This is a genomic window from Sulfuricurvum sp. RIFCSPLOWO2_12_FULL_43_24, from assembly GCF_001829605.1.
GTDB lineage: Bacteria > Campylobacterota > Campylobacteria > Campylobacterales > Sulfurimonadaceae > Sulfuricurvum.
In genome coordinates, this window is record NZ_MIBT01000117.1 from 1 (window position 1) to 26,936 (window position 26,936).

Below are 26,936 nucleotides of genomic sequence, written 5' to 3' on the forward strand. Positions count from 1 at the left end.
AGAACCGCCATAGATTCCGCATCATCACTTTCGATTCCGCCGAATACCGTGTGAACACCGTCAAGATGCGGAGTGCTTACGAAACAGATGAAAAACTGGCTTCCTCCGGTGTTTGGTCCTGCGTGTGCCATAGAGAGAGAGCCTTTTACGTGACGGTGTTTGTTAAGCGCCGTTTCACATGGGATTGCCCAACCCGGTCCGCCGGTCCCGGTGCCGTGAGGACATCCGCCTTGAGCCATGAAACCAGGGATTACACGGTGGAAGTTAAGACCGTTGTAGTAGCCGTCGTTTACGAGTGCCGCGAAGTTAGCAACCGTGTTGGGGGTTTCATCGTTGTAGAGTTTGATCCACATAACCCCTTTTGCGGTGGTCATTTTCGCCCATTGGTAAGATGCGAGCTCCTCAGCGGTAGCATTGTAATTCTTGAGTTCTTTACGTCCGAACATTTTGTGTGATCCTTGGAGGAATTTTTTGAAATTATAGTAGAACAATCTTAACTATCAAAAGGGAATGGGTTATAATGGTCGAAATTAATTTGGTGATGGTGAACTGTGGAATCTTGGTTACAGCGCTGGTTGAACAATATTTCTTTACGCGATCTTAACTTCTATACTATTGTATTTATCCTCTTTTTTACCGTTATTTTTTCCTCTTTGCTGATTTATGATGAATATCGTCAATTTGCGATGGCTGCGGGTGACACACTTGTAGGGATACATGGTGATCCTCATGCTCTCAAAGGGCGGTTGATTAAAATCATTGTTGAAATTGCGACACTGGCATTGATTTTGTTCGGTTTTATTATCGGTATTTCGAAGATCGTAAACAGTATGATTGCTCGGGATATGGAACGGTTTTTGAATTTTTTTGAGTCAGCCCGTGAGAAAACAGAGCTGATAGAACACGATGAACTCTATTTTTCTGAATTCAAACGGATGGCAGGATTTGCGAATGAGATGGCAATGACATTGCAAGAGCAAAAAGATTCCTTGCAACAGTTGAATGCCGGATTGGAAGAGAGAGTTAAGTTTAAAACACAGGCATTACAGCAAAAAAATGATGCACTTGAAGAAGAGCAAAAGTTTTCTCAGGGGCTTCTTGATTCTCACAAGCAATTTATCCGTTATGCTATCCACGAAACGCATACACCCTTATCGGTTATTATGGCAAATATCGAGCTGTTTTCGATGAATGAAGGGCGTAATCGCTATCTCGCCAAAATCGAAGCGGCGGTCAAAAATATTTTTAGTATTTACGATGATTTAAGTTATCTGGTCAAAAAAGATCAGATCGAATATCCCAAAAAAGCGATTGATTTGGGAGAATATGTCAAAAAACGGCTGGAGTTTTTCGATGAGGTTGCCCATTTCTCAAACCTTACGTTTAATTATCATGAGCCGGAGTTTCAATCATGGATACAATTTAATGAGACCAAACTTCAACGGGTGATCGATAATAACCTGACCAATGCGATTAAATACACCAAAAACGGGGAGGAGATTCGGGTCGGAGTAGGGTGTGATACCCAAGAATGCCGTTTTTGGGTTGAGAGCAAATCGGCTAAAATTCAAGATGTAGACAAAATATTTGAGGCATACTATCGGGAACGGAAAAAAACCGATGGATTTGGATTGGGGCTTAGTTTGGTCAAATCCATTTGCGATGAAGACGGGGTTGAGATTAAAATTTCTTCAGACAGCAAATTGACCCGCTTCGAATATTCTTTTAAAAAGGGCGTCATTGAAAATTCTCCTTCTTGAAGACGAGCAGATGCTCAGTGAAGCGATTAATGAATACCTGCTCTCTTCGGGCCACCGGGTCACTTCATTTTATGATGGGAGTGATGCTCTTGAAGCACTTAAAAAAGAGACATTCGATTTGTTGATACTCGATATTAATGTTCCGGGGATCGATGGGCTTGATCTTCTTGAACAGCTTCATACACTTAAAATACGTCCTCCCGCTATCTATATCAGTGCTTTGGTTGATATCGAGGGAATTAGTCGAGCGTATGATTTAGGGTGTTATGATTATCTGAAAAAACCGTTTCATCTTAAAGAACTCTCGCTGCGTATTGATAAAGTGATGCAAAGTTGTACGATTCCTCAAAATCATTTGCGTCTTTCAAAGAGTTACGCGTACGATGCTTCAACCGCTACATTGATGTGTGATAACGTAACACACCCCCTCACCAAACGGCAGCTCCAGATGATCGATCTTTTAGCGCGTAATCGCGGGCGTGTGGTTGATTTTGATCAGTTTCGCAACTACGTATGGGACGAAGAGTACGTGGATAATGCAACAATACGTGCTGAAGTGAGTCGTCTTAAAAAGTCTTTGAAGGAAGATTTCATCCAAAATATCCGCGCGTTAGGTTATATGATCGATATTCCTAAAAGTTAATAAAGTTACTTTTTTACACATTACTCTTTCCCTCCTCTCCATTTCTAACAATAAATTTTTCTAATTTAACGATTGCTACGTTAATGCTACGCTTTGTTTTCATAATGGCAGTGTAAAAAACTTATCAAGGAGTGAGAATGAGACATACAGTACGTCTTTCGCTTTTAGCCTCAGTAATGGTTCTGAGTGCTTCAGCCGCCGATGATTTAGCAGGAATGTTTAAAGAGGGGAAAGCCAGTGGGCAAGTCCGTGCTTTTTACATTGACCGTTCTATCGATTATAGCGGTGCTACCGCAGACTATTCTCGCGATGCAGCCGCTATTGGTGGTAAACTCGGATATGAAACAGGAAGTCTATCCGGTTTTAGCATGGGAGCGATGTTCTATACGACCAATAAACTTGACAGTAAAAGTGATGTGGCGAAAGAAAATGATGCTACCTTGGTTGACAGCACAACAAGCAACGGGTATTCAACGCTTGGTCAGGCTTATTTGCAGTATAAAATCGGCAATACTGCGATCAAATTCGGTCGCCAAGAACTCAATACTCCACTCGCAGGTGGTGATGATGCACGTATGTTGCCAAATACATTCGAAGCTTTAGTCCTCAGTAATAGCGATGTTAAAGATTTGACATTGATCGGTGCACACGTAACAAAGATTAATTATGGCACCTTTGCCAATGCGTATTCAGGTGGAGAGTTAGCGTTGACATCAGGGTATGGCTTGATCGGAACAGCTACTTCAGGAACTTACCGCAGCGGGCATTTCTTGGAGATGGGAGTTGCAGCATTAGGTGAAGGAACAGACACCAATGGAGTAACTGCGGTAGCCGCTATCTACAAAGGGCTTCCAAATACGACATTACAATTATGGGATTATTATGCGCATGATATTCTCAATGCACTTTATGCACAAGCGGATGTAACATGGGGATGCCCTTTGAATTCTGATATCAAGATGACCGGTTCTGCACAATTGATCCAAGAAAGTGATGTTGGTGATAATTTGGCGGGAGAAGTTGATAGCTTGTATTGGGGTGTTCAGCTTGCCGCTAAATACGGTAATGTTAATGCGGCAGTAGCGTATTCACAAAACGATGAAAGTGATACAGCTACCATCAAAGGTGGAACTATCACTCCATGGGGCGGTATGCCGGCATTTACGCAAGGTATGGTTACACGTCATCAGTTTATGAGTGGAACGGATGCTTGGAAAGTTAGTGGCGGTTATAACTTTAAAGATATGGGTGCTAACGTTACTGCAAGCGCATATTACGCTAGTTTTGATGTTGGTAGCAAAGGTGGATATACTACAGGTAAAACAACAGAACCGGGATTTGATATTATTTGGAATCCGGAAGCGGTAAAAAATCTTCAACTTCGTTTACGCGGGAATTTCCCGGATAAATTCAAAAATGCGGCTGAAGACACAAGTTGGGATGAATACCGCGTTATCGCAAACTATAACTTTTAAAGGAGGTTTATTATGAAACAAGAGATGGTTGATCGTATTAAAAACGATCCCGATTTTTTACAGCTCACCCGTGTGCGCAGCAAGTTCGCTTGGACACTGACGATCGTTATGTTGGTGATCTATTTCGGATTCGTATTGGTGATCGCATTTGATCCGTCAATTTTGGGGACTCCGCTATCGGAAGGCTCGGTTACAACCGTTGGAATCCCGGTGGGTGTCGCTGTTATCATCAGCGCATTTATCCTTACAGGTATTTATGTTCGACGTGCAAATACTGAGTTTGATGAACTCACTGCAAGAATCAAAGCTAAAGCAAAGGGAGAGTGATGAAAGCGTTATTATTAGCTCTTTTCTCGGTTGCTGCGTTTGCCGGTGAGGCACTCAGCGGTGCGGTAGAAAAACAACCGTTAAACATGTCGGCGATTATCATGTTCTTGATTTTCGTAGGGGCAACTTTGGGGATCACCTATTGGGCGGCAAAACGTACCAAAACGGCAAAAGATTTCTATACTGCCGGCGGAGGGATCACTGGATTCCAAAACGGTATGGCGATTGCGGGTGACTATATGTCAGCGGCTTCGTTTTTGGGAATTTCAGCTCTCGTGTATGCGAAAGGGTATGATGGACTCATCTACTCAATCGGATTCTTGGTCGGTTGGCCGATTATCTTGTTTATGGTGGCTGAACAGCTCCGTAACCTCGGTAAATATACATTTGCAGACGTTGCATCGTACCGTTTACGTCAAACGCCTATCCGTACATTGGCGGCGTTTGGTTCAATCTTGACGGTTGTATTGTATTTGATCGCTCAAATGGTAGGGGCTGGAAAATTGATCCAACTCCTTTTCGGTTTGGACTATGAGATCGCGGTTATCCTCGTCGGTGTATTGATGATCCTCTACGTAACGTTCGGGGGAATGCTCGCGACGACTTGGGTTCAAATCATCAAAGCGTTCTTGCTCCTCTCTGGTGCGACATTTATGGCGATTGCAGTTATGGCTCACTATAACTTTAACTTCGAAACCTTGTTTGCGACTGCGGTACAAATGAAAGAAACGAATGCAATTATGGCTCCGGGCGGATTGGTATCGGATCCGATTTCAGCTATTTCACTCGGTGTGGCGTTGATGTTCGGTACTGCGGGTCTTCCGCATATCCTTATGCGCTTTTTCACCGTTAGCGATGCAAAAGAAGCACGTAAATCGGTTTTCTATGCGACAGGTTTCATCGGGTATTTCTATATCTTGACGTTTATCATCGGTTTCGGTGCGATCGTTATGGTATTCCAAAACCCGCAATATCTTGACCTTGCGAAACAAGCAGTTGACGGCGGTGCTCCGATCCTCGGCGGCGATAATATGGCGGCAATTCACCTTTCCCATGCAGTTGGTGGTGACTTCTTCCTCGGATTTATCTCTGCGGTAGCGTTTGCAACAATCCTTGCGGTTGTTTCAGGGCTTACATTGGCGGGTGCATCAGCGATTTCACATGACTTGTATGCGAGTGTTATCCGTAAGGGTAAAGCAGATGGTATGATGGAGATGAAAGTTTCTAAAATTTCAACGGTTATTTTGGGAATCGTAGCGATTTACCTCGGTATCGCATTTGAAGATCAAAACATTGCGTTCATGGTCGGATTGGCGTTTGCGATTGCGGCAAGTGCGAACTTCCCTATTTTGTTCCTCTCTATGTATTGGTCAAAACTCACCACTCGCGGTGCATTGCTCGGTGGATCACTCGGTCTATTGACGGCTGCGGTGTTGGTGGTACTTGGGCCAACCGTATGGGTAGACGTATTGAAAAATGCGGAAGCAATTTTCCCTTACAAATATCCGGCTCTTTTCTCTGTGAGTGCAGCGTTTATCGGAATCTGGTTCTTCTCGATCACCGATTCTAGTGAAAACTCAGAAAAAGAGAAAGAAGCGTACGAAGCACAATATATCCGAAGTCAAACGGGTATCGGTGCAGAAGGTGCTGTAGAGCATTAACGAATTCGTCATCCTGAACTTGATTCAGGATCTAATTTATTAGAGTGCGGACTCGATCCGCAATGACGGGAAAATATTATAGGAGCACACTTGAGTCTTTTTGATCAAAAAGCACTTTTGATGTCGATCCATCCTTTCGACCTGCTGGGCGAGAGGATGATTGAGCAGCTGATGACACAGATGGATATAGCCTACTATCCCAAGGAGACGGTACTGATCGCTCCGAGGGTGAGGGCGGAATCCCTGTATATCATTATCAAAGGTATTGTCAACGAAACCATCGAGGGTGAACTCCAAAACGTGTATGGGGAGCGCGACAGCTTTGACGCCAACTCCCTCATATACGGAAATACCCAAAGCACCTTCAGTGTCGCCGAAGATCTCATCTGTTATGAACTCCCTAAAGAATCATTCCTCAATCTCCTCCAAGACGTCGAACCGTTTCAAAACTACTTCATGCAAGATTTCATTACCAAACACCAAAACCTCAAAGAACGACAGCATCAAAATGAGTTAACACCGTTTATGGTTTCCCGTGTCGATGAAATCTATCTTCATACTCCGTGTTTCGTTGATGCAGAGACTTCGATCCGCGAAGCATTGCAAAAAATGGCGGATCAGAATGGGCAGGTGATTTTGGTTCGTGATGGGGGGAGAGTCGGAATCGTTACCGACACTAATTTACGAGAAAAAGTACTTTTAGCGGATAAAAGCAGTCGTGATCCGATTGGCGAGATCGCGACGTTCGGTTTGATTAGTATCGAGCGGAGCGATTTTCTCTTTAATGCATTGCTTCTCTTTACCAAACACGGAGTTAAACGGCTGGTTGTTGTTGAAAATGAGGAAATTGTCGGAATATTAGAGCAGCTTGATCTCCTCAGCCATTTTGCCAACCACACCCATCTCATTGCCGCATCAATCGAGCGTGCGGTGAGTATCGATGAGCTCCAAAATGCACAGCGTTCATTGACCCATCTTGTCCGTTCCCTAACGACCAAAGGGGTACGGGTTCGGTATGTTTCCAAACTCGTGAGCGAGCTAAACGCTAAAGTGTATCGCAAAGTTTTCGAGATGGTCGTTCCCTCAGAACTCCAAGATAAATGCGCTTTGATCGTAATGGGGAGCGAAGGACGCGGAGAGCAGATATTGCGAACCGATCAGGATAATGCTTTGATTATTCGCGATGGTGAAGATGAAGCGGTATTTGAGCCGTATATGATGCAGTTAAACGGTTACCTTTTGCAATTGGGATTCCCAAAATGCAGCGGTAATGTGATGGTTTCCAATCCGTACTGGCGACGCAGTGTCGGTGGATATAAAAATCTCATAAGTGACTGGGTCGATACATTGAGCGAAGAGGCATTGATGGGGCTGTCGATTTTTCTCGATGCTCACTGCGTTGCGGGGGATGAAACACTCTTGGGTGAGTGTCAAAATTACCTGAATGAGCATTTTGAGGGTCGAAGCGACGTAATGGCCCATTTGGCCAAAGCTGCTTTGGCTTTTGAAACTCCTTTGAGTCTGTTCTCAGGGTTTGTTTTGGGACGTGCCGAGCATGGAAGTGAATTTGATATTAAAAAAGGGGGGATTTTTGCGATCGTTCACGGAATCCGCATCCTCTCTTTGGAGCATAAAATCACTCAAACCAATACTACCGAGCGGATCAAAGAACTCAATAATCTAGGATTATTCGACAAAGCGTACGCGAGCGAGTTGATCGAAGCGTATGACACGTTGCTCAGCATCCGTTTGCGATTTATTCTTGGACAAAAGCAGGGGAGTGAGGAACAAAATTATGTGAACCCTAAATTGCTGAGTAAGGCAGAGAGGGATTTGTTGAAAGATGCATTTAAAATCGTGAATACCTTTAAAAAGTTTCTCACCTATCATTTTCATTTGGGTATGGTGGTCTGATGTTCGAGCGACTCAAACGTGCATGGAACGCCCGAGGATTGAAGGACGAAAACTATGCGTGGATGTTTGAGCCTTACTGCGGTGATGAAGTAGTCGTTTTTGATACCGAAACGACGGGACTCAATACCAAAAAAGATGCGGTACTCAGCATCGGTGCGGTAAAGGTAAAAGGGGATCGTATTTTGACCTCCGAGAGTTTTGAAATATTCTTGAAACCTGACAAAGAAATCAGTGTTGAAAGTATCAAAATCCACCACATTCGTCCCTGTGATTTGGAACACGCACATGAACCCTTGGAAGGGGCAAAAAAGTTTCTCGATTTTATCGGAAATCGCCCTTTGGTTGGGTATTATTTAGAGTTTGATATGGCGATGATGAATCGTCTGATTAAGCCGTGGTTGGGGTGTGAACTTCCCCATAAACAGATCGAGGTTTCCGGACTTTATTTTGATAAAAAAATTGCCCTGATCCCTCAAGGAAATATTGATTTGCGCTTTGATACAATCCTCCGTGATTTGAAAATCCCGAGGATGGGACAGCATAACGCATTGAATGACGCGATAATGACCGCAATGGTCTACATTAAATTAAAAAATACACTTAAACTACACTAAGGAGCCTTAACTATGAGTGATATCGTAAAACCAACTTTTCAGCCGAACCGCGAGTTCGCTAAAAATGCCCGAATTAAAAATATGTGTGAATACCATGATTTGCAAACATGGGCACAAGAGGATTATGAGGGGTTCTGGGGACATTTTGCGTCTGAGAAAATCGACTGGTTTTCACCGTATACCCAAGTTCTCGACGAGAGCAATGCACCGTTTTACAAATGGTTCGTGAACGGAAAACTTAACGTTGCTCACCAATGTATCGACCGTCACCTCAGCTCACGCAAAAATAAAGCGGCGATCATTTTCGAAGGTGACCGTGGTGACAAACAAATTATTACCTATCTTGAGCTTTATTACAACGTCAATAAATTTGCAAACCTTCTTAAAAATGAGTTTCATGTCAAAAAAGGTGACCGTGTTGTTATCTATATGCCGATGATCCCTGAAGCGGCATATGCGATGCTCGCGTGTGCCCGTATCGGTGCAATCCACTCGATCGTATTTGGCGGATTCTCGTCTGAAGCGTTAAAAGACCGTATCGAAGATGCCGAGGCAAAAGTGGTTATTACCGCCGATGGAGCATTCCGTAAAGACAAACCGTACATGCTCAAACCGGTTGTGGATCAAGCAATCGATGAAAAATCTCCGGTACAAAAAGTACTCGTTGTTGAGAGAAATAATGAAGATATTACGTGGGTAGCAGGGCGCGATTACTCGTACAACGAACTCATCAAAAATCAATCAAGCATCTGTGAAGCGGAAATGATGGATGCCGAAGATCCGTTGTTCCTCCTCTACACTTCAGGATCTACCGGAAAACCAAAAGGGGTTCAACACAACAGTGCGGGATATATCCTTTGGGCGCAAATGACGATGGAATGGGTATTCGATGTCAAAGAGAACGATACCTACTGGTGTACGGCAGACGTCGGCTGGATTACCGGACACACCTACATCGTGTACGGACCATTGGCGATGGGTGCGACAACGGTGATGTTCGAGGGTGTACCGACCTATCCGGATGCGGGACGTCCGTGGAAAATGGTCGAAGAGTATAAAATCAACCAATTCTACACCGCTCCGACCGCGATCCGCGTGTTGCACAAAATGGGTGAAGATGAGCCGGCTAAATACGATCTCAGCTCTTTGAAAGTTCTCGGAACCGTCGGTGAGCCGATCGATCCTCCGGCATGGAAATGGTACTATGAGGCAGTAGGAGGCGGCAAATGTGCGATCGTTGATACCTATTGGCAAACTGAGACGGGGGGACATATCGTCTCTCCATTGCCGGGTGCGACTCCGATTAAACCTGCATGTGCAACGTTCCCGCTTCCGGGTATTATCGCTGAGATCCTTGATCCTCAAACGGGTATCAAAGTCGCAGCGGGCGAGCCGGGGTATATGTGTGTAACCCGTCCTTGGCCGTCGATGATTCGCGGCATCTGGGGTGATCCTGAGCGTTTCGTGAAATCGTATTTCGGGGATGTTAAAAAAGACGGACAACCGGTATACTTCACGGGTGACGGTGCAATCTATGACGAAGACGGATACATCACCATCACAGGACGTACCGATGACGTTATCAACGTTTCCGGTCACCGTATGGGAACCGCTGAAGTAGAAGCGGCATGTAAAAAACATCCGAACGTCGCGGAAGTAGCCGTTGTCGGTAAGCCGCACGATATCAAAGGTGAGGGTATCTTTGCCTACATCGTTCTCAAAAGCGATGACACCGTCGGTGAAGAGATGGAGATGGTTAAAGAGATCAACAAAGTGATCATGAAAGAGATCGGTAACATTGCGATTTGTGATGATATCGTTTTTGTCCCGGGCTTGCCGAAAACCCGCTCTGGTAAAATCATGCGCCGTATCCTCCGCTCTATCGCGAAAGGCGAAGCAATCACGCAAGATATCTCAACGCTTGAAGATCCAAGTATCGTTGCGACGATCGAAGCGAAAGTTAAAGGGTAAGTTTTACCCGTTCTTTTTTTCCCTTCTCGCTTCGGCGGGAAAAGTACTGCTATTTCGCTCTTTATTTTTTACCTTCTTCTACAATCATCTAGTACTAGACTTTTTGTTTTACTTTTAGAAATATTCAGTTGTGCGGATACAAATTTTTGAAATGCATTAAAGGATTAAGGATAGATTGAGAAGGGGGACTGGAGCCTAAAAGCTCCAGCCTAGCTGAACGAGAAGTTTATTAGTGTAGCTAGGTTCACTGGTGACCGTTCCGCCGCCGATGATGTGGGCAAGCTCTACTTTAGCAAAAAACCCTTCATACGAGGCATAATAGCCTATACCGATATCTTGAAGGGTATGGCTTTGAAACGTAGTATCTTTACTACTATCACTCATCGATGCTTTTCCAATATCGTAGAAGAGCCCCGCTTTATGAGTGACGTTGTTAAAAGCGGGGAGCATTTTAAAGAGTTCCATATTGACCATAATTCCATTTTCAGCATTGAGTTCGGAAGTAGGATAACTTTTGATCCCGCTTGTTCCCCCGAGACTAAAATCTTCGCTTCCATCGAGATTTTTATTTCCTAGCGCTTTTTGGAATTTTAGGGTTGAATCGAGTGACAATTCTTGATCGAATGCCAACGTATTTCCTACATAGCCTTCAATCTTGGTATATCGACCCTGTGTGTTTGCTCCTGCAGCGTCTGTGGCTTTTGACGTTTCGTCCATAAATTTCAAATTACCCGATGTCAGCGTTGCCCCTGTACTGGTTTGCGTGCTCATCCCCAAAAGAGTTTGTTTTTTCGTATGCGCCAGTCCGATTGTAAAAACGGTAATGTCTTTATCGTTGACAAGGCTTCCGCTTTGATAGTCGCTCAGATCTTTTTGTGCAATATTGCTAGTGAGTTTCAGTGTTTCGGCACGTGTTCGGATGATCGGATAAGAAAGTGAGGCTTCCATAATCCGTGCTTTACCCTCAGCATCCAGATAGGTATACTCTTCTTTGAGGTTATAGTCGGTTGCAGAATAGCTGAGCTCTCCGCGAAGACCGTTTGGCATTAGAGGCGCACTGTAGGCAAGTTTACCGTATTTTAAGTCTGAACCGTTACTGACTAATCCACTCATACTGAGCCGATCTCCGATGTTGGCGAGAGAGTTTAGGTTAAGCCCTGCCATCAGGCGGTTATAGCCGGTATAGCGGCTTCCATAATTATCTCCGAGGATATATCCGTCATAGCGAGCAGTTGGTTCAGTTTTTATGACGAAATCACTGGTCCCGACTTTTGAACCGGGCATGACATTCGCTTGGGTTACTTTGACACCCGGAGTCTCGTTGATGATGAGCAACGCACGCTCTACTGTGTCAGTGTTGACGATTTTATCATCTTTAACATTATCGAGCATTTCTTGAACAACTGAATCTTTGACGAGAGAGGTGTTGTCGAGTTTAACCTCACCGTAGTTTCCCTCAATAATTGCGATTTCGATCATCCCTTCTTGCATATTTTGGACCGGGATATAGGCTCTGGCGACAAAATATCCTTCATCACGGTATGCTTTAGTAATAATCGATGCTACTTCTTGAAGCTGTACGAAAGTAAGTTCTTTTCCTGTATAGGAGGCAATCAGTGATTGGAGTTTATTCACATCCATATGGACAGCACCGGTAATTTTAAAAGCTTTTACCCGTACGGTTTTACCGCTTTTGTCATCTTTCATGGCCGGAGTATATTTCTCGGTTCCTCCGATTTCGATGAGCGGTTCGCTTTTGGGTTCAATCCCTTTTGGCAGAGTTGTTTCGCGTACTACGTCGCTGATATTCGGAACAATAGGCGCTGCTGCAAGTAATATAGAAGTAGTTGCCAGTGATAGAGTGATCAGTTTACGCATTATTTAGCCCCTTTTTTTGACTTTTTGTTGAATACCGTATCGGTATGCATATCATTGTATTGCCCATTAGATTCATTCATTGCAAAAAACTCCTGCGCAATACCTTCAGGGAGATTGACTCCTCCCTCAGTCAGTTGAATAAGAGAATCTCTCCCCTCAAATGTTTCGGTGATCGGGGTCCCCATTGCTATAATTGTTTTTGGAGATTCAGTGTTAATTTCATTTTCATTGATGATTGACGTAATCACGCTTTCGAGATCTTGATTTGTAGTTTCTGTCGCAGGAGACTGCCATTGAAGATAAGGATATCCGTTGTTTTTGGCTCCGTCCAGTCCCCAGACCGTATTTAAATCCCAATTGCTAAATGTACTTTGCGTTTGCAGTTCAGCTGTAGTTTTACCGACATTCATTGCGTCTTCTGTTAATGTTGGGTTGAGGGTTTTATCATAGAAACTATCGGTAATCGTAGAATTGTCTATCGTTCCGATCACTCCGCCGACATTCGTCGAATCGGTTGTCGTGATCGTCCCAGCTGCGTAAGTATTGGTGATTATGGCACCGTCTATCGCACCGACAACTCCCCCGATCGCATCGCCGAATACTCCGTTAACGGCCCCGGTCGCATACGAATCGGAGAGACTCCCCACGAGAGTATGCTGAGTTACGTACGCCTGATACCATGATCCTCCGTTATAAGTATAGAGGGTATACCCCTGAGCGAGGAGATCCTGAACATCGCTGCGTGCTTGATATGCCGTAACTGCGTCTGTAGCCTGCTGTGACGTCAAACCACTATTATAGACATACAACGTATTAGTATTATCGCTATAACCACTCATCGTTCCGACTAATCCGCCGACATTATTGGTACCGGTGACGGCTCCGCTGGCATAGTTGCCGCTGATGTCTGAGCCATAACTATATCCGACCAATCCGCCGACATCGCTCGATCCATTAACAGCACCTGTCTCGTAGGAGTTGGAGACACTGCCTACCTGAGTATTTTTGTACACATTGGCGCTATAGTAGGTATTACCCTCTTGCGTGTAGAGTGAATACCCCTGAGCGAGGAGGGCTTGGACATCGCTTCGCGCTTGATACGCCATAAGGCCCTCCGCAATCTGCTGCGGTGTTAAACCATCCACAGTAACTTCCAAGGCTGAAATTTGATCACTATAGCCGTACGCTTCTCCGATTAATCCGCCGACATAGCTATCACCGCTTACCGCTCCGGTAGCGTAGCTGCCGCTGATGGTGGCGCCATCGCTGTATCCGACCAAACCGCCGATATCATAACGGGTGCCGGTGACGTCTCCGGTCGCATAGGAGTTGGAGATTTCCCCAAACTTAACATTTTTGTACACATAGGCCTCATAGTATGATCCGTTACTGTACGTATGGAGTGAATACCCCTGAGCGAGGAGGGCTTGGACATCGCTTCGCGCTTGATACGCCGTAAGGCCCTCCGCAATCTGCTGCGGTGTCAAACCATCCACACTGACTTCCAAGGCATAGTTTTGATCGATATAGCCGTACGCGTATCCGACCAATCCGCCGAGATAACGTTCACCGTTTACCGCTCCGGTAGCGTAGCTGTCGCTGATGGTGTCGCCATCGCTGTATCCGATCAATCCGCCAACTTCGCCAACTCCGGTGACCGTTCCGCTAGCGTGGCTTCCGGTTATCGTGTTATTATAGCTGTACCCGATCAATCCGCCGACATCCCAGTCGGTGCCGGTTACGGTAGCGCTCGCGCTGCTGTTGCTGATAACGCTCCCCTCATCGCTGTATCCGACCAATCCGCCGACACTGCCCATACCGCTGACGGTTCCGCTGACGCTACTCCCTTTGATGGTACCGCCGATGCTGTATCCGACCAATCCGCCGACATTGTAATTCCCTGAGACTGCCGCGTCGGCAATCGTAAGATTGTCGATTTCGCCGTTTACAAGGCTGCCGACAAAACCGACATTATCACTAGAGAGCTGGAGATTAAGCCCCGAAATCGTCTTGCCGTTACCGTCGAATATCCCGTGCAGTTCAGGGAGATACCACCCTGCGGCAAGGGTGAGATTGTTCATGAGTTTGAATTTCAGCCCAGCAGTATAGGCAAATGCCAGCATGTTGTTCAGATCGCTCAATGAGTCGATCGAATAGTAGCCGTTGGCATCCGCCGCACCCAGATAGGTCGCTGCCGAAAGAGAGAGTCGTGAGCCTGCCATCCAGTCATTAAACTGAGCGTCGTAAATACCGTAAGCACCCAGAGTATGGACACCGTTGACGGTTGTTCCGTCGATATTATAAAAACTGTTGCTGAGCGTATTGTTATAGCCCTGTCCAATCACGGCACCGACACTGTTGGTCCCGGTGATCGTACTCCCCATAACAAAGCTATCGGTAACGGTAGAACTGGACAGCCTCCCGGCCAGTCCACCGACATAATAGGTGCCGCTTACCGCTCCGCTGGAATAGCTGCCGGTGATCGTAGTACTCTGTCCATATCCGACCAGTCCGCCGACATAATAGGTGCCGCTTACCGCTCCGGTAGCGTAGCTGTTGGTGATGACGGTATTAGGGGCGTACCCTACCAGTCCCCCGACCATATAATAACCCGCAATACTTTCGTCGATCATCCCGGTATTACGGATATCGGCACTATTCGCAAATCCGAACAGACCGACATATTGACCGTTCCCATTAATAGTCAAACCGGTGATCGTGTGCCCGAGACCGTCAAACTTGCCGTTGAATTGGTAGAGCGATTGAAAACCGGCACCGCCGTTCCACGTGCTTGTTGCGGAGGCATCGATATTGCTCCCCAATACATACTTTCCACTGTTATAGTTCCCGATCCCCTGAAGGTCTGCAAGGGTATTGATAATGGTGTATTCGTTAGCGTTGATACTCAATGACGTGCCGGTTGCCATATCCACTTTTCCGGCGAATCCGGTGTCGCTCAAGCCCACTTTCACATTTCCACTCATCGCAAGTCTCGCCGTTCCGGTGGCACTCATAGCGGCGTTGACATTGATATCATGATCCGCAATGAGGTTTAGGGTATTTGCATTCCAGCTGATCGCCGAATTAACATTGATATCACCTGCATCTGTTCCGGTAACGCTGGTGGTGACGGTGGCATCGCCGGAGGCCAATTGCCCTTCCAGTGTCGCTGCCATTGCGGCGTCGATCGTGACGTTCAGCGGATCGATTAGCCATTCTCCGGCGTGGATCGTTGTCCCCTCGGCTACGCTCAACACATCAGCTGATGTCTCTACGAAACCGCCCTCCGCTTTGATCTCTCCACCGATATCCGCCGTTCCGCCGTGGGCATACACTTCGATATGTCCGGTCACGTCATCGAGGGTTTGCGCCTGAAGGAGTCCGGTGTTGTTGACCACACCGTTGATCAGCTCATGGGCCGCGTTGGTGGTGAGGAAGATACTACCGCCATCGGCGATGATCGCCCCTTTATTTTCCACAAGGGCATTGAGTGTCCCTTGATCGATCGCGATACCTACCAGTGAATCGCCGTTGAAGTTGAGGCTGATTTTATCTCCCGCTGTAAGGGCTACTGTCCCCATAGTCGCTTGAATAAGTCCTTGATTGACTACCTCTTTACCGAGCAAAGCGACATAGGCACCATCGGTAACATGGATGGTTCCCATGTTGATAACGCTTGCGGTACTTCCGGTAGATTCAAAAGTGAAATTGCCGTTCATGAAATTTTGATCGCTCATGTTCATCGTGCTGGCAACAAGGCCAGCTGTGTTGATCGAAGCACCGTTACCGAAGAGGATACCATTGGAGTTTAGAATCCATACTTGCCCGTTTGCATTCAATGCACCGTTAATTACCGAGTTTTCATTTCCGACAACACGGTTGAGGGTAATGGCTGAGCTGTTGGGTTGATTGAAATTGACCGTTTCGCTAGAACTGATACTGAAGCTTTGCCAGTTGATGGACGCCCGCTGGGTGCTTTGGTCGATGTTGGTTATCGAACCGCTTTGGCTGATGGTTGCCGTACCTGTCTGCACTACTCCGCCGCTGGGTGAAGCGAACGTCATGGTGCTTCCGGCTACCAGTGCAGAAACAACGAGGGAAATTTTCCCCCCTTTTAGAATGCGAAATGCATTGCGATAGTTATTGGATGGTCTCATTGTACTCTCCGGTGTAAATTTCGGGATGAATCATACAGGCCAAGTATCATCGGAGTATCATCAAATAAAAAGATTTTTTTATTTATTTATAATAAATGCTTATTTTAAGTAAATATTAACTATTATTCCTGCATTAAATGAACTGTTATTTTTTATTATAAAACGAGTCTGTTCTGACTTAAGTGTGTTTGAAATAACCAGAAAGAGAAAAAATGATGTATAAAAAAATTGTTTGCTGTTTATTAACATCGGTTGCTCTTTTTGCGCAAGAAAAAAGTGATTTTGAGTCACTTTTTAAAGAAGTGAGCAATTTCACGACTCAGACCAACATCAACATCGATCATCAACCCTCTGTTCTCACAGTGCTTTACAGTGATGACTTGCAAGCAATGGGCGTTAGAACCCTCAAGGAAGCTTTTGAGTTTGTCCCCGGAATCGAAACGTCGATGTCATCCTCCGGAAACAATAAAGTAATCACGAGAGGGGCGAGTGAGCCCAATAATTTTGTCTCCATCAAAATGAAATATTTTATTGACGGTGTAGACCTCAGTTATAACTACTATGGAGATTTTCCTATTGAACTCATTGATCGAATAGAAGTCTTTCGTGGTGGAGCATCTGCCATCTACGGACAAGGTGCCTTTCTAGGAGCGGTTAATGTCATCACGAAATCGGCTATCAAAAGTGCCAATAACAGCGTTAATGTGGAATCCGGAAGTTTTAATTATCGCAAAGGATCAGCTCTCTTACATACGCAAGTCGGTGGTTGGGACATAGGCTTTGATACCTATTATAAAAAGCATGAGCGGACGGTAGATGCTCCTAATGCACCGGTGGCACTATTATCCGCTCCATTGCCTGCAATGTATGGGGTTAACGGTACTTTTAGCGGTGAAAAAATATCACGCGAGGGGTTAAAAGAGGGAAGCTTCGGGTTTATTGCCCATAATGATGAGTGGACATTTACCTCTCGTTATTTTCAAAAACACTCTCAAAATTACTACGGTTTTTTTGGTGTGCTGGATTTTGATGATAATGGGTACACACAATACCGCACGGCAACCGCACAGCTAACCTACGAGTCTAAGCTCTCCGATGATTTTGCCCTTAAAGCGGATGTTGGAGTTTTGCAGGATCACTATGAGGTAAATACCTACTATTATCAGATCGAGCCCAATATGGTCGGTTTGACGAATCCTCATTTTAATATGCAGCATACGATGCAAACGACCTATGCGGAGGTTGCCCTTGAAAATGAGCAGTTTGACAATCACAAGTTTAAAATCGGTGTTTATGCCGGGTATGTAGACTTGAGTAAAAATCACTATGCGACCAATGTTGATGTTATTAGCCAAATCGGTATTCCCGATCCATTTTTTCCTGGAGTGTATTGGGCTAATCAAACACAGCTTACGACACTCAGCGGTGATAGAAGCTTTTATACACTACCCAGCGAGAAGCAAAGATTGCTCTCGTATTATTTTCAAGAGCTGTATCATGCCAGTGATGTACTAGATATTTCACTCAATGTTCGGCTTGATGATTATGAGCATTTTAACTCCATGCTCAGTTGGCGCGGGGCATTGGTCTATTCAGAAGATGATGTAAACATCTATAAGCTTATAGCTTCCAGAGCGTATCGTGCACCATCGTACACGGAGGCGTATTTGACCAATCATTTGGGAATCTATGTCGGAAACCCTGCACTTAAACCTGAAAGTGTCGATACTTACGAGGCGGCGTATGTATACACCAAGCCCAATCAGACACTGAGAGCCAACATATACTATTCCATTTATAAAAATGCGATTGATGCTACTTTTGATAATCAGTTTATTTATCACAACAACGCACAATATCGTTATAGCCATGGCCTTGAATTGGAATATACCCAAGAGTTTGAAAATCGCTCGAAACTTATGCTCAATGGTAGTTATACGCAATATAAATATACAAATGTCAATCTCGGAACAAATATTGAAATCGACAACCCGAATATTTCACAAGTTATGGCTCATGCGGCCTATATTTATCCGGTAATGTCCTCTCTGAACTGGAGTAATGTTGCACGATACTACGGTAAAAAAGAGTTGGCTAAATACAACGGAGAGATCGATGATGTTTTACTTGTAGATTCAACGCTGCAGTATCGGTTTTCAAAAGATTTAACCGCAGCGTTTATCGTTAAAAATGTATTCGATACGACCTATTATTATCCCTCTTCCGGTATAAATGTCTCACCGATGCAGCGAGAAGGAAGAGTTGTCTATGCAAATTTACAATATGATTTTTAAAATTTTATAGTTGTAGTTGCTCTTCATCTCTAAATTAGGTTACAATTTTGTTGCAATGAAATCAATTAAAAACCTAAATTCTCTTTCAAATCTCGCCAAATGCATTTGTGCATGAGACTTATAATACTGTTCCTATCTCTGTTTTTAGGCGCTTTTGCTGAGCCATATAATAGCAGTAGGATCGAAATGCATGCTAAAATTTTTCCTAAAATACTCCTCAGTGATACCAAAATCGAAAATAAATTAGTCAACGGGAGTGTCAAGATAATCGTTCTTTACTCTGATGAAGATATCAATGTTGCCAACAAACTTAAGACGCAGATGATTCGCTTTTATCCTTTTCTAAAAGAGCACCCTCTTCAGGTTGTACTAAAAGAGTACAGAGATTTTGATCCCTCAGAAGATACTACTGCCTACTATGAACTTTACGGAGAGAAAAAAAGTATTATCAACGTCAATAAAACGGCACAAAAAAACTCCCGTATCACCTTTGCGTATGAGAGTAACTATCTCGATTACGGAACGTTGATGAGCTTATATGTAAGTGATAAAGTCTCCCTCTACATAAGTATGGAAGCCCTGAAACAAAGCGATATAGTATTAGATAATATAATCTACAAGATAGCGAAAATAAAATGAAAAATATGTCGCTTTTTTTCAAAATAATTTTTAGCATCAGTTTGGTCATGATGATATTTATGGCTGTTTTTAGCTATCAAAATTATCAGACCGTCCATAGACAACTCACTCTATTGGAAGATGAAAAGTTTGCTTCGATTGCGAAAACTGTTGAGCCTGCTATCAGCATCAACTATGCTTTAGGACTCGAAAGCGGCTATAAAAATGCCATCAAACAGCTTTTTGATACCAATTCTGAAATCATTAAGGTAACATTGAGCGATACAGCAATGAAACCGTTTTATGAAGCATTGCAACAGAGGCATATCGGTACTGATGAGTCATCAAGAGAGTTGAAGATCGAAATGCATGACAGTTTATTAGGGACGTCTTCAGGTTTTATCACCATTCATTACACCCATTCCAAATTTTTGTACACGACGATTGATGCGTATAACTCATTTTTGATCCATATGTTATATTTGTTTATCGGACTGATGATTATTTTGATGTTACTGATCCATTTTTCAATCAAGCCGCTAAAAAATCTTACGAAAACGCTGAGTTCTTATATGCCTGGGGTAAAAATGGAGATCGCCCCTATGGAGGGGAAAAATGAAGTTGCAGTCATCAATAATGCAACCATCGAAATGCTCAAAAAAGTGGAAGAGGAGCTAAAAAAACGGATGCAATCCGAAAAAGAGCTTTCCCATAAAAGTCGCCTCGAATCGATGGGGGAGATGATCGATAATATCGCCCATCAGTGGCGTCAACCCCTTATGAACATTAATGCGATTTTACTGACTATCGACCGAGCTTATGAACTGGGGAAACTGGATGAAAAGTATCTGGAAAAGACGATTAAAGAGGCGACCGATCTAACGGGTCATATGTCTCAAACCATCGAAGACTTTAGAAGTTTCTTTCGCAAAGACAACGAAACGGAAACGGTAAATATCAACGATATTCTCACCTATTCATTGAACCTTCTCAGTAGTGTTACTAAGAATATAATCGTCTGTTTTGAGAAAGCCGATGAGATCACCCTGTCTCTCTATAAAAATGAACTAATTCAAGTTATTATCAGCATACTGACCAATGCCGTAGATATTTTAGAACAGCGTAATATCCCAAATAAAAAGATTTTTCTCTCCGTAGCGGAGTATCCTGAGGAGATTACTATCATCATTGAAGATAACGGCGGAGGGATCGCCGATGAGCATATCCACCGTATTTTTGAACCCTATTACTCTACGAAACATCACTGCGGTGGCAGTGGACTGGGACTTTATATCTGCAAAATGATTATCGAAGAACATATGGACGGTTTGATAGCCGTTCAAAATACGCACAGCGGTGCACAATTTACTATTACGTTAAAAAAGGGGATATTGTGAGAGAAAATTTGAGTGAATATACTCTTCTCTATGCGGAAGACGAGAACAACGTGCAAGCAAAAATGAATGAGTATTTTGAATCCTACTTTAAAGCCGTTTACTCTGCATCCGATGGTCAAGAGGCGCTGGAATTATATAACCGCTATATGCCTGATGTGGTCATACTTGACATCAATATGCCAAAAATAAATGGCTTGGAAGTAGCGCGAAGAATTCGAAAAGAGGATGCAGGAACACGGATCATTATGTTAACGGCTCACTCCGAAAAAGAGTTGTTATTGCAAGCGACCGAGATTGATATGAGCAAATATCTCATCAAGCCGGTATCTCCGATTGATCTTAAACAAGCTCTTGATAAAGTGGCTACGGAGTTGATATCTACCCCTAATAAATCGGCTAAAAATAGGCTTGAATATACCATTGATAAAGAAGGGCTGATTTTTAAGAGTAAAACTCTTTTGGAACTTTCAAAAAGCGAGCGGAGGGTTTTAGGTCTTCTTATTAAAAACATTGGATACTCCGTGGGATATGAGACTTTTTTTTACGATGAAGAGGGTAATACCGAAACGAATAATGAAGCATCCCTACGTAATATAATGGTCAAACTTCGTAAAAAATGCCCCGATCTTAATATCAAAAACATCAAAGATGTAGGATACATCGCTTATTGTCAAGAGTAGCATTTTACGAATCACGCTTAAGCAATTTGTGAGATATCCTCTATTTTCTCTCTTCGGCGGCTATTATCCCTTAAAAAAATCAACGTACTTTTATTTTTGTACCTGCGCTATGGCGCTATACCCAGTCTGTGCCACGGAATCCTGCATCATCCGAAGCGTAATCTTCTCATCTGTTATAACGAGCGCACTCTCATTTTTAAAATTGATTTTCGCCTCTTGAACTCCTGAGACACCCATCAACGCTTTTTTAACCGCCAGTGTGCAGGCGATGCAGTGCATTCCGTTGATATGGAGCTTCCACTCTTTGGCGTACGCGAGAGAGACCAATAGAAGCAAGCTGATGGCTATTCTCCCCATATCAATACCTCATAATAGGGATAGAAGAGGGCGGCAAGGCTAAAGAGAAAGAGTCCCCAAAAAAGGATCAATAAGATTTTAGAAGTGAGGCTTGGGACACAATCGCATTCGATCTGTTTTTTGATCACCATTTGGTAAAATCCGATGCTCAGCATCAAAACGGCAAAGGCGGTAAATAGCCACCGATAACTGTTGAGTTCGGGAACATTGATAACCCCTGCGAAGGAGATGCCGAACACCATAAAAAGGGTCGGAACCAAACAACATGAGGCAGAGAGAAGCGCCGTGATGAGTGCACCGAACAGTATGAGTACCGCGCTGCGCCGCTCCTGCTGCATCATGACATCGACGGGATTCTCTTCATCGTTCTCAACGTATCCTCTCCCTTTTACGATGATGAGACGGGTAGCCCCATGGGCAAGTTCCTCTTCACTAAAGGTGCAGTGCTGTGAGAGGGCAAAGCGCTTGCAGTTTTCCCGTCCTGATAGAGTGTTGACCTCTACGATAAGGACGGCATCTTCTGGGAGGGCATCGAGAGCCTTTTTTGTCTCCAGTACGGGAGCGGGGCAATCCATATCACGGCAGTCTAGGATCATAGAACACCTCTGAGGGAGTGGAACGTATAGCGATAGATTTTCGGATCAAAGGGGTCGAGGTATTCGCCGTCCACTTCGGTATACGGGTAGCCGAACGAGTCGAGGGTACCTTGGGTATTGGCGGGGTAGAGATTGAAATCGCGGGCGTGGTTGAGTGCCATCCAGTTGTTCTCCCAAAAGCCGAAGAATTTGTTGGCGAGTTCACGGGCGCGGGGGGAGTTTTTATCGATTCCTTCTTTGAGAACCAGTTTCGTGATGTCGGCAGGGTCACACGGTATCCATCCCATATTCGGGATAAAAAACTCCACCTTACAATGCTGGGCTTTGGTATTATCTTCGCCCGCTCCAAAGGCAGGAGAGAGACGTGAAGCTCCGAGCCGAATCCCCATCACCTCACGTGCGGGGATAGCGCTGGCGCGCATCAGCGCAACGCAGAGTGCCGACATATCGAGGCACTTGCCTCCCATGCGACCCTCTTTTTCCAACGTTGCTAACATCGCATTCGGGCTGCCTACGCCGCATCCTTGGACACTCTCATCACGGTAGCTGTTCGCCACAATCCAGTCGTAGATTTTGCGGGCTTTTTTGAGGGGATTTTTTTCTCCTCCGACGATACTTTTGGCAACTTTGGCAACGGCTCCGTTGGTGGGGATATGGGCTGAGGGGGCTAAAAACTCTCTCGCTTTTTCGAGTGTTTCGGGGCAGATTCGTTTGGGGCGGAAATCGCATTGGCGATCTCTCAGCGCAATACTCATCGTTATTTCGAGTGTTTTGCTCACGGCACTTTTTTCCCAATGGGCATAAAAGGTACGGGCGCCGCAGAGGTTATGATCGCTCTCGAAATGGCTCTCTGCATTGGTTGTGTTTCCAAGCTCGATAATGCGCTGAAATCCGTTGATATCGGAGGGGAGGGGAACCCATAGGGAACACTCTTTGGTGCTATGGTGGGAGAGATCAAAGCTCCAGCGGAGTTCATACACTGCAAGACCTTCTTTGATCGTCGGTGTTGAAGAGGCGTTAAGAAAAGAGGGGGTGAGGCAAATCGCCCCCGTAATAGCTGTTTTTTTAATGAATTCGCGTCTATGCATAAACATCCTTTTTTATAAATTCCCGTTCGCCCTGAGCTTGTCGAAGGGTAAGTTCATGGTTCGACAAGCTCACCACGAACGGCACTCATAGTATTACAATGTCACTATTTGTTTTAGCGAGAACTTGAGCAACAATCACAGCAGGTATCCCCTCGTTCAGACACCGTTCTAGCATCTTTTTGGCATTTTCAGGGGTCGCCGCAATCATAAGTCCCCCCGATGTTTGGGCATCGAAAAGGATCATCTCCATATCGGCTCCGACGTTACGTCTGAAGTGTACTTTGGATTCGAGATACTCTTTGTTGGCATAGCTTCCCGCTGGGATGATCCCCATCGATGCCATCGGCAACGCTTCGGCGAAAAACGGGACGGCGGAGCACTCTACTTCTATCGTTTTAGTGCCTCCGCTCATCTCCGCCAAATGACCTAAAAATCCGAATCCCGTCACATCGGTACACGCATGAGCATCAAACTCCCGTGCGATGAGAGAGGCTTTATAGTTGAGGGTACGCATCGTTTCAGCGACCTTCATCACGGTAGGCTCATCCAGCAGGTCTGCTTTGATTGCGGTGATCAGGATTCCCAGTCCCAGAGGTTTGGTGAGGACGATCAAATCCCCCTCCTGTACCGTATTGTTACGGAGTATTTTATCGGGATGGACAAATCCGGTGCATGAGAGACCATAAAGCATCTCAGGGGTTTCGATCGTATGTCCGCCGACGATTACCGCACCGCACTCTTGCGCTTTGCTTTGCCCGCCGCGTAGAATCTCGGTGAGCACTTCGGTGGGGTGGTTTTTTCCGTCAAATCCGACGAGATTGAGTGCCGTCTTGGCATCGCCCCCCATGGCGAAGACGTCGCTTAGAGAGTTCGCCGCCGCAATTTGCCCATAGATGAAGGGATCATCGACCACGGGGGTGATAAAATCAACCGTCTGTACCATCGCAAGATCACTGCTGATGCGGTACACGCCCGCATCCTCATTCCCCTCAAATCCGACGAGTAAATCTTTGTGAAACGATTTCAGATGACAAGTGACGTTTTCGAGCGAGCCGGGGGAGAGTTTGGCAGCGCATCCCGAGGCCCGGACAAATTTTGTGAGCTTAGCGTCGTTGTTCATCTTGAATTCCTCTGAGAATTTCGAGTGTTTTTGTGAGGTCATCATTGCAGATACTTACATCAGGCTTGATGGTCACTTTGTAAACTTTGTCGTAATACTGCGTCAATAAGATCTCAGAAACTCTGGACAAATCACCGTTAAGAAATGCGGTGATACTGGAATCTTTATCGTCACGGCTGATGTAGGGAGAAATTCGTTCCATCCGCGCCATAAAAAAGCGCTCATCCATCGCATCGTACATTCGCATGATCCGCTCCACTCTCTGTTCCAGAGGTGCTGTGATCTCAACGCGAAATCCCGATTCCATCTGCTTGTAAAGTGCAGCGGGAAGCATGATTTTTCCGATCCGTTTGCTCTCGGCTTCGACAAAAGCACTTTGGGCTGGATTAAGAGCGAGAAGGGCATGGGTCAACCGATTTTGGAACTCTTTTTGGGTGGGTTGTGCGCCGTTGACATCGCCGAAGACCGAACCGTAGTGATTGGCCATTTTTTCAAGATCGATCACATTGTCCAGTTCACTCAGGAGGTCGCTTTTGCCACACCCCGTATTTCCGGCAAGGGTTATAAAATGCAGTGGCGGGAGATTCTCTAAATAGTCGGTCACAAACGTTCGGTACGATTTGTATCCTCCGATAACACGGTCGATCCGGTATCCTATATCGGACAAGATCGTTCCGAGTGAGGAAGAACGCATACCGCCGCGTGCGCAATAGATCGCTATTCTGGAGTTTGGGGTAAATGTCGGATAGATATCGTGAATGTGGCGAGCCGCGTTGAGACAGACATACGAAGCTCCCTTTACACGTGCTTCAAATGGGGATATCTGTTTGTATATCGTCCCGATTTCGTGATGCTCTTCGTCACTTAGCGCGTAAAAATTTTGCGCAGAGGGGACGTGGGATTCACCGTACTCGTGCGGACTTCGCGCATCGATGATAAGGTCATAAGTATTTTGGGATTCTAAAAAGGTTTCAATCGGTATGGTTTGTATCATTTCGAATTTTACCATTTATCCGCTAATAGCTCCATTATAAGCCCCTTTATGCCATAATCCCACACATACAAGGGAGTTCTCATGGCGGCAGGTTCGACGATTTACAAAGCACAGCTGAGCATAGCCGATATGGATCGCAACTACTACGAGACTCACGAGATCACAATCGCACAGCACCCCTCCGAGACGGATCAGCGTTTAATGATCCGTCTTGCAGCATTTGCTCTTCATGCGTCCGACCAGATGGTTATCACAAAAGGGATCGGAGGGGATGACGAACCCGAACTGTGGGAGAAAAACTACGGCGGCGAAGTGGTGCTGTGGATCGATTTGGGACAGATGGATGAGAAACGGCTCCGAAAGGCGTGCGGACGCTCTGAACAGGTCATCGTTTATACCTATAACCTCAAAAGTGCCACCGCATGGTGGAGACAATACGGTGCGACGTTTGCGCGGTTTAAAAATCTCCGTGTAATCCATTTAGATGCGGAGGAAATAGAGAAGCTGTGTGCACGCTCTATGCGTCTGCAATGCAATATCAGTGACGGAGAGCTCAGTTTTCACAGTGAACGGGGAGATGTTACGATACTACAAGAACCGTGGCAATAATACGTCACTAATCGCTACACCTGTTCCTCCTTTATCTCTAAATCTGTTACCTTTAGCTATACTTATCCCCACTATTATCTCACTTTACGGATAAACGCATGAAACGAAAAATCGGAAAATTTAAAAGTTCTATCGCGACTCTCGAACTTCAAGACCGCGTATTGCGCGAAAATACCCTTATTCTGGCGGAACCGGGTTCAGGAAAAACACACCTTGCAAATAAAATTCGAGAATTTGTAATTGAGAGCGGTATTCCTACCCTTTATCTCGATTTTTCCGATCCTACCCCGGATCAAGTTGAAGAAAAATTCAAAATCAGCAGCGATTTTTACTATATGCATTTTAATGAAAGTGATGAGTTTGATGCTGCATTGGACACCGCAATCGCGGAACGTAAAAATATCTATATGGCAGTCAGCCCTGCATTTTTTGCAAGTAAACGGGATATCAAAAGCAAGCTTTCTCAAATGATGCAAAAGCGTGAACTTTTGGAAAATTATTACTACATTATGCAGGAAATCGCCAGCCTAGAAGGGTTTTATACCAAATTCGAAGACTTTATTTTCTATATCTTCGATCTTGTTAACCTGAAAAAATTCGGCCTCACCTTTTTGGCACAGCCGCATGAGATGTTTGAGAACCCGCGTATTAAACTTCTGTTTTCATTCCTCTTTGTCGGTCGTTGTACGAATGCTTTTTATTACAATACGACAGTTCTTCGCTCGATGGAACCGAATACCTTCTTGTATCAGCATCGCGTCGATAATCGTTCCCTTCTCTTTA

The 26,936-nt window shown here is 44.9% G+C and carries 22 protein-coding genes; 14 read left to right on the forward strand and 8 right to left on the reverse strand.

Features of this window, described 5'->3' with window-relative positions; translation table 11 throughout:
- The coding region (locus tag A3G19_RS10810; protein WP_294872787.1) for a peptidylprolyl isomerase at window positions 1-446 on the reverse strand (446 nt) is incomplete at its 3' end.
- A 105-nt stretch (window positions 447-551) separates the two neighbouring features.
- Between A3G19_RS10810 and A3G19_RS10815 the strand changes: the two genes are divergently transcribed.
- The 8 genes from A3G19_RS10815 (at window position 552) to acs (ending at window position 10,365) form a co-directional block, all read left to right on the forward strand.
- Entirely contained in the window at window positions 552-1,760 is a 1,209-nt protein-coding gene (locus A3G19_RS10815) for a HAMP domain-containing sensor histidine kinase (RefSeq protein ID WP_015653149.1), read from the forward strand.
- The gene (locus tag A3G19_RS10820) at window positions 1,741-2,403 is read left to right on the forward strand and encodes a response regulator transcription factor (protein ID WP_015653150.1); all 663 of its coding nucleotides are present in this window, start codon (window positions 1,741-1,743) and stop codon (window positions 2,401-2,403) included. The genes A3G19_RS10815 and A3G19_RS10820 overlap by 20 nt, the downstream gene beginning before the upstream one ends.
- A gap of 137 nt (window positions 2,404-2,540) precedes the next feature.
- Window positions 2,541-3,878, forward strand: a complete 1,338-nt coding sequence (locus tag A3G19_RS10825; protein WP_015653151.1) for an OprD family outer membrane porin — start codon at window positions 2,541-2,543, stop codon at window positions 3,876-3,878.
- A 12-nt stretch (window positions 3,879-3,890) separates the two neighbouring features.
- Entirely contained in the window at window positions 3,891-4,205 is a 315-nt protein-coding gene (locus tag A3G19_RS10830; protein WP_015653152.1) for a DUF485 domain-containing protein, read from the forward strand.
- A complete protein-coding gene (locus A3G19_RS10835; RefSeq protein WP_294872789.1) occupies window positions 4,205-5,866 on the forward strand; it encodes a cation acetate symporter in 1,662 nt (553 codons plus the stop codon). Before A3G19_RS10830 ends, A3G19_RS10835 begins: the two co-directional genes overlap by 1 nt.
- Before the next feature lie 90 nt (window positions 5,867-5,956).
- The gene (locus tag A3G19_RS10840) at window positions 5,957-7,780 is read left to right on the forward strand and encodes a putative nucleotidyltransferase substrate binding domain-containing protein (protein WP_294872791.1); all 1,824 of its coding nucleotides are present in this window, start codon (window positions 5,957-5,959) and stop codon (window positions 7,778-7,780) included.
- Window positions 7,780-8,394, forward strand: a complete 615-nt coding sequence (locus tag A3G19_RS10845) for a 3'-5' exonuclease (protein WP_294872793.1) — start codon at window positions 7,780-7,782, stop codon at window positions 8,392-8,394. Before A3G19_RS10840 ends, A3G19_RS10845 begins: the two co-directional genes overlap by 1 nt.
- A 12-nt stretch (window positions 8,395-8,406) precedes the next feature.
- Window positions 8,407-10,365 (forward strand): acetate--CoA ligase, encoded by a 1,959-nt coding sequence (gene acs / locus A3G19_RS10850; protein ID WP_294872795.1) that lies wholly within the window; start codon window positions 8,407-8,409, stop codon window positions 10,363-10,365.
- 195 nt (window positions 10,366-10,560) lie between these two features.
- On the opposite strand, the gene A3G19_RS10855 is transcribed toward acs, so the two are convergent.
- Together A3G19_RS10855 and A3G19_RS10860 are read right to left on the reverse strand one after the other, a co-directional pair.
- The gene (locus A3G19_RS10855; protein ID WP_294872797.1) at window positions 10,561-12,243 is read right to left on the reverse strand and encodes a ShlB/FhaC/HecB family hemolysin secretion/activation protein; all 1,683 of its coding nucleotides are present in this window, start codon (window positions 12,241-12,243) and stop codon (window positions 10,561-10,563) included.
- Window positions 12,243-16,400 (reverse strand): filamentous hemagglutinin N-terminal domain-containing protein, encoded by a 4,158-nt coding sequence (locus A3G19_RS10860; protein WP_294872799.1) that lies wholly within the window; start codon window positions 16,398-16,400, stop codon window positions 12,243-12,245. Before A3G19_RS10860 ends, A3G19_RS10855 begins: the two co-directional genes overlap by 1 nt.
- Before the next feature lie 212 nt (window positions 16,401-16,612).
- Between A3G19_RS10860 and A3G19_RS10865 the strand changes: the two genes are divergently transcribed.
- From A3G19_RS10865 to A3G19_RS10880, 4 genes are all read left to right on the forward strand, one after another.
- Window positions 16,613-18,694 (forward strand): TonB-dependent receptor, encoded by a 2,082-nt coding sequence (locus tag A3G19_RS10865; RefSeq protein WP_294872801.1) that lies wholly within the window; start codon window positions 16,613-16,615, stop codon window positions 18,692-18,694.
- Between the two features lie 186 nt (window positions 18,695-18,880).
- Window positions 18,881-19,333 (forward strand): hypothetical protein, encoded by a 453-nt coding sequence (locus A3G19_RS10870; protein WP_294872803.1) that lies wholly within the window; start codon window positions 18,881-18,883, stop codon window positions 19,331-19,333.
- A 59-nt stretch (window positions 19,334-19,392) separates the two neighbouring features.
- On the forward strand, window positions 19,393-20,709 hold the full coding sequence (locus A3G19_RS10875) for a HAMP domain-containing sensor histidine kinase (protein WP_294872805.1): 1,317 nt from the start codon (window positions 19,393-19,395) through the stop codon (window positions 20,707-20,709).
- Window positions 20,706-21,389: a response regulator gene (locus tag A3G19_RS10880; RefSeq protein ID WP_294872807.1), complete on the forward strand. Its 684-nt coding sequence runs from the start codon at window positions 20,706-20,708 to the stop codon at window positions 21,387-21,389. The genes A3G19_RS10875 and A3G19_RS10880 overlap by 4 nt, the downstream gene beginning before the upstream one ends.
- Before the next feature lie 90 nt (window positions 21,390-21,479).
- Here the strand turns inward: A3G19_RS10880 and A3G19_RS10885 are convergent, their stop codons facing one another.
- The 5 genes from A3G19_RS10885 to mnmH all read right to left on the reverse strand — a co-directional run bounded on the left by A3G19_RS10885 (window position 21,480) and on the right by mnmH (window position 25,559).
- Entirely contained in the window at window positions 21,480-21,746 is a 267-nt protein-coding gene (locus tag A3G19_RS10885; RefSeq protein WP_294872809.1) for a heavy metal-associated domain-containing protein, read from the reverse strand.
- The gene (locus tag A3G19_RS10890; RefSeq protein WP_015653164.1) at window positions 21,734-22,342 is read right to left on the reverse strand and encodes a sulfurtransferase TusA family protein; all 609 of its coding nucleotides are present in this window, start codon (window positions 22,340-22,342) and stop codon (window positions 21,734-21,736) included. The genes A3G19_RS10885 and A3G19_RS10890 overlap by 13 nt, the downstream gene beginning before the upstream one ends.
- The gene (locus A3G19_RS10895) at window positions 22,339-23,430 is read right to left on the reverse strand and encodes a transglutaminase-like domain-containing protein (protein ID WP_294872813.1); all 1,092 of its coding nucleotides are present in this window, start codon (window positions 23,428-23,430) and stop codon (window positions 22,339-22,341) included. Before A3G19_RS10895 ends, A3G19_RS10890 begins: the two co-directional genes overlap by 4 nt.
- Window positions 23,431-23,515: 85 nt before the next feature.
- Window positions 23,516-24,550, reverse strand: a complete 1,035-nt coding sequence (gene selD / locus A3G19_RS10900; RefSeq protein ID WP_294872816.1) for a selenide, water dikinase SelD — start codon at window positions 24,548-24,550, stop codon at window positions 23,516-23,518.
- Window positions 24,534-25,559 carry a tRNA 2-selenouridine(34) synthase MnmH gene (gene mnmH / locus A3G19_RS10905; protein ID WP_015653167.1) on the reverse strand — a complete coding sequence of 342 codons (1,026 nt, stop codon included), beginning with the start codon at window positions 25,557-25,559 and terminating at the stop codon, window positions 24,534-24,536. The genes selD and mnmH overlap by 17 nt, the downstream gene beginning before the upstream one ends.
- 66 nt (window positions 25,560-25,625) lie before the next feature.
- Here mnmH and A3G19_RS10910 point away from each other — a divergent pair, with 66 nt between their 5' ends.
- Both A3G19_RS10910 and A3G19_RS10915 read left to right on the forward strand, forming a co-directional pair.
- On the forward strand, window positions 25,626-26,153 hold the full coding sequence (locus tag A3G19_RS10910; protein ID WP_294872819.1) for a YaeQ family protein: 528 nt from the start codon (window positions 25,626-25,628) through the stop codon (window positions 26,151-26,153).
- A gap of 98 nt (window positions 26,154-26,251) precedes the next feature.
- A partial coding sequence (locus tag A3G19_RS10915) for an ATP-binding protein (RefSeq protein WP_294872822.1) occupies window positions 26,252-26,936 on the forward strand: 685 nt, incomplete at its 3' end.

Excerpts from the sequence above, each read along its gene's own strand:
- acs (WP_294872795.1), top strand. The coding sequence starts at position 8,407 with ATGAGTGATATCGTAAAACCAACTTTTCAGCCGAACCGCGAGTTCGCT.
- A3G19_RS10865 (WP_294872801.1), top strand. The coding sequence starts at position 16,613 with ATGATGTATAAAAAAATTGTTTGCTGTTTATTAACATCGGTTGCTCTT.
- A3G19_RS10825 (WP_015653151.1), top strand. The coding sequence starts at position 2,541 with ATGAGACATACAGTACGTCTTTCGCTTTTAGCCTCAGTAATGGTTCTG.
- mnmH (WP_015653167.1), bottom strand. The coding sequence starts at position 25,559 with ATGGTAAAATTCGAAATGATACAAACCATACCGATTGAAACCTTTTTA.
- A3G19_RS10910 (WP_294872819.1), top strand. The coding sequence starts at position 25,626 with ATGGCGGCAGGTTCGACGATTTACAAAGCACAGCTGAGCATAGCCGAT.
- A3G19_RS10895 (WP_294872813.1), bottom strand. The coding sequence starts at position 23,430 with ATGCATAGACGCGAATTCATTAAAAAAACAGCTATTACGGGGGCGATT.
- A3G19_RS10855 (WP_294872797.1), bottom strand. The coding sequence starts at position 12,243 with ATGCGTAAACTGATCACTCTATCACTGGCAACTACTTCTATATTACTT.
- A3G19_RS10845 (WP_294872793.1), top strand. The coding sequence starts at position 7,780 with ATGTTCGAGCGACTCAAACGTGCATGGAACGCCCGAGGATTGAAGGAC.
- A3G19_RS10835 (WP_294872789.1), top strand. The coding sequence starts at position 4,205 with ATGAAAGCGTTATTATTAGCTCTTTTCTCGGTTGCTGCGTTTGCCGGT.
- selD (WP_294872816.1), bottom strand. The coding sequence starts at position 24,550 with ATGAACAACGACGCTAAGCTCACAAAATTTGTCCGGGCCTCGGGATGC.
- A3G19_RS10885 (WP_294872809.1), bottom strand. The coding sequence starts at position 21,746 with ATGGGGAGAATAGCCATCAGCTTGCTTCTATTGGTCTCTCTCGCGTAC.
- A3G19_RS10870 (WP_294872803.1), top strand. The coding sequence starts at position 18,881 with ATGCATGCTAAAATTTTTCCTAAAATACTCCTCAGTGATACCAAAATC.
- A3G19_RS10890 (WP_015653164.1), bottom strand. The coding sequence starts at position 22,342 with ATGATCCTAGACTGCCGTGATATGGATTGCCCCGCTCCCGTACTGGAG.
- A3G19_RS10875 (WP_294872805.1), top strand. The coding sequence starts at position 19,393 with ATGGCTGTTTTTAGCTATCAAAATTATCAGACCGTCCATAGACAACTC.
- A3G19_RS10830 (WP_015653152.1), top strand. The coding sequence starts at position 3,891 with ATGAAACAAGAGATGGTTGATCGTATTAAAAACGATCCCGATTTTTTA.
- A3G19_RS10860 (WP_294872799.1), bottom strand. The coding sequence starts at position 16,400 with ATGAGACCATCCAATAACTATCGCAATGCATTTCGCATTCTAAAAGGG.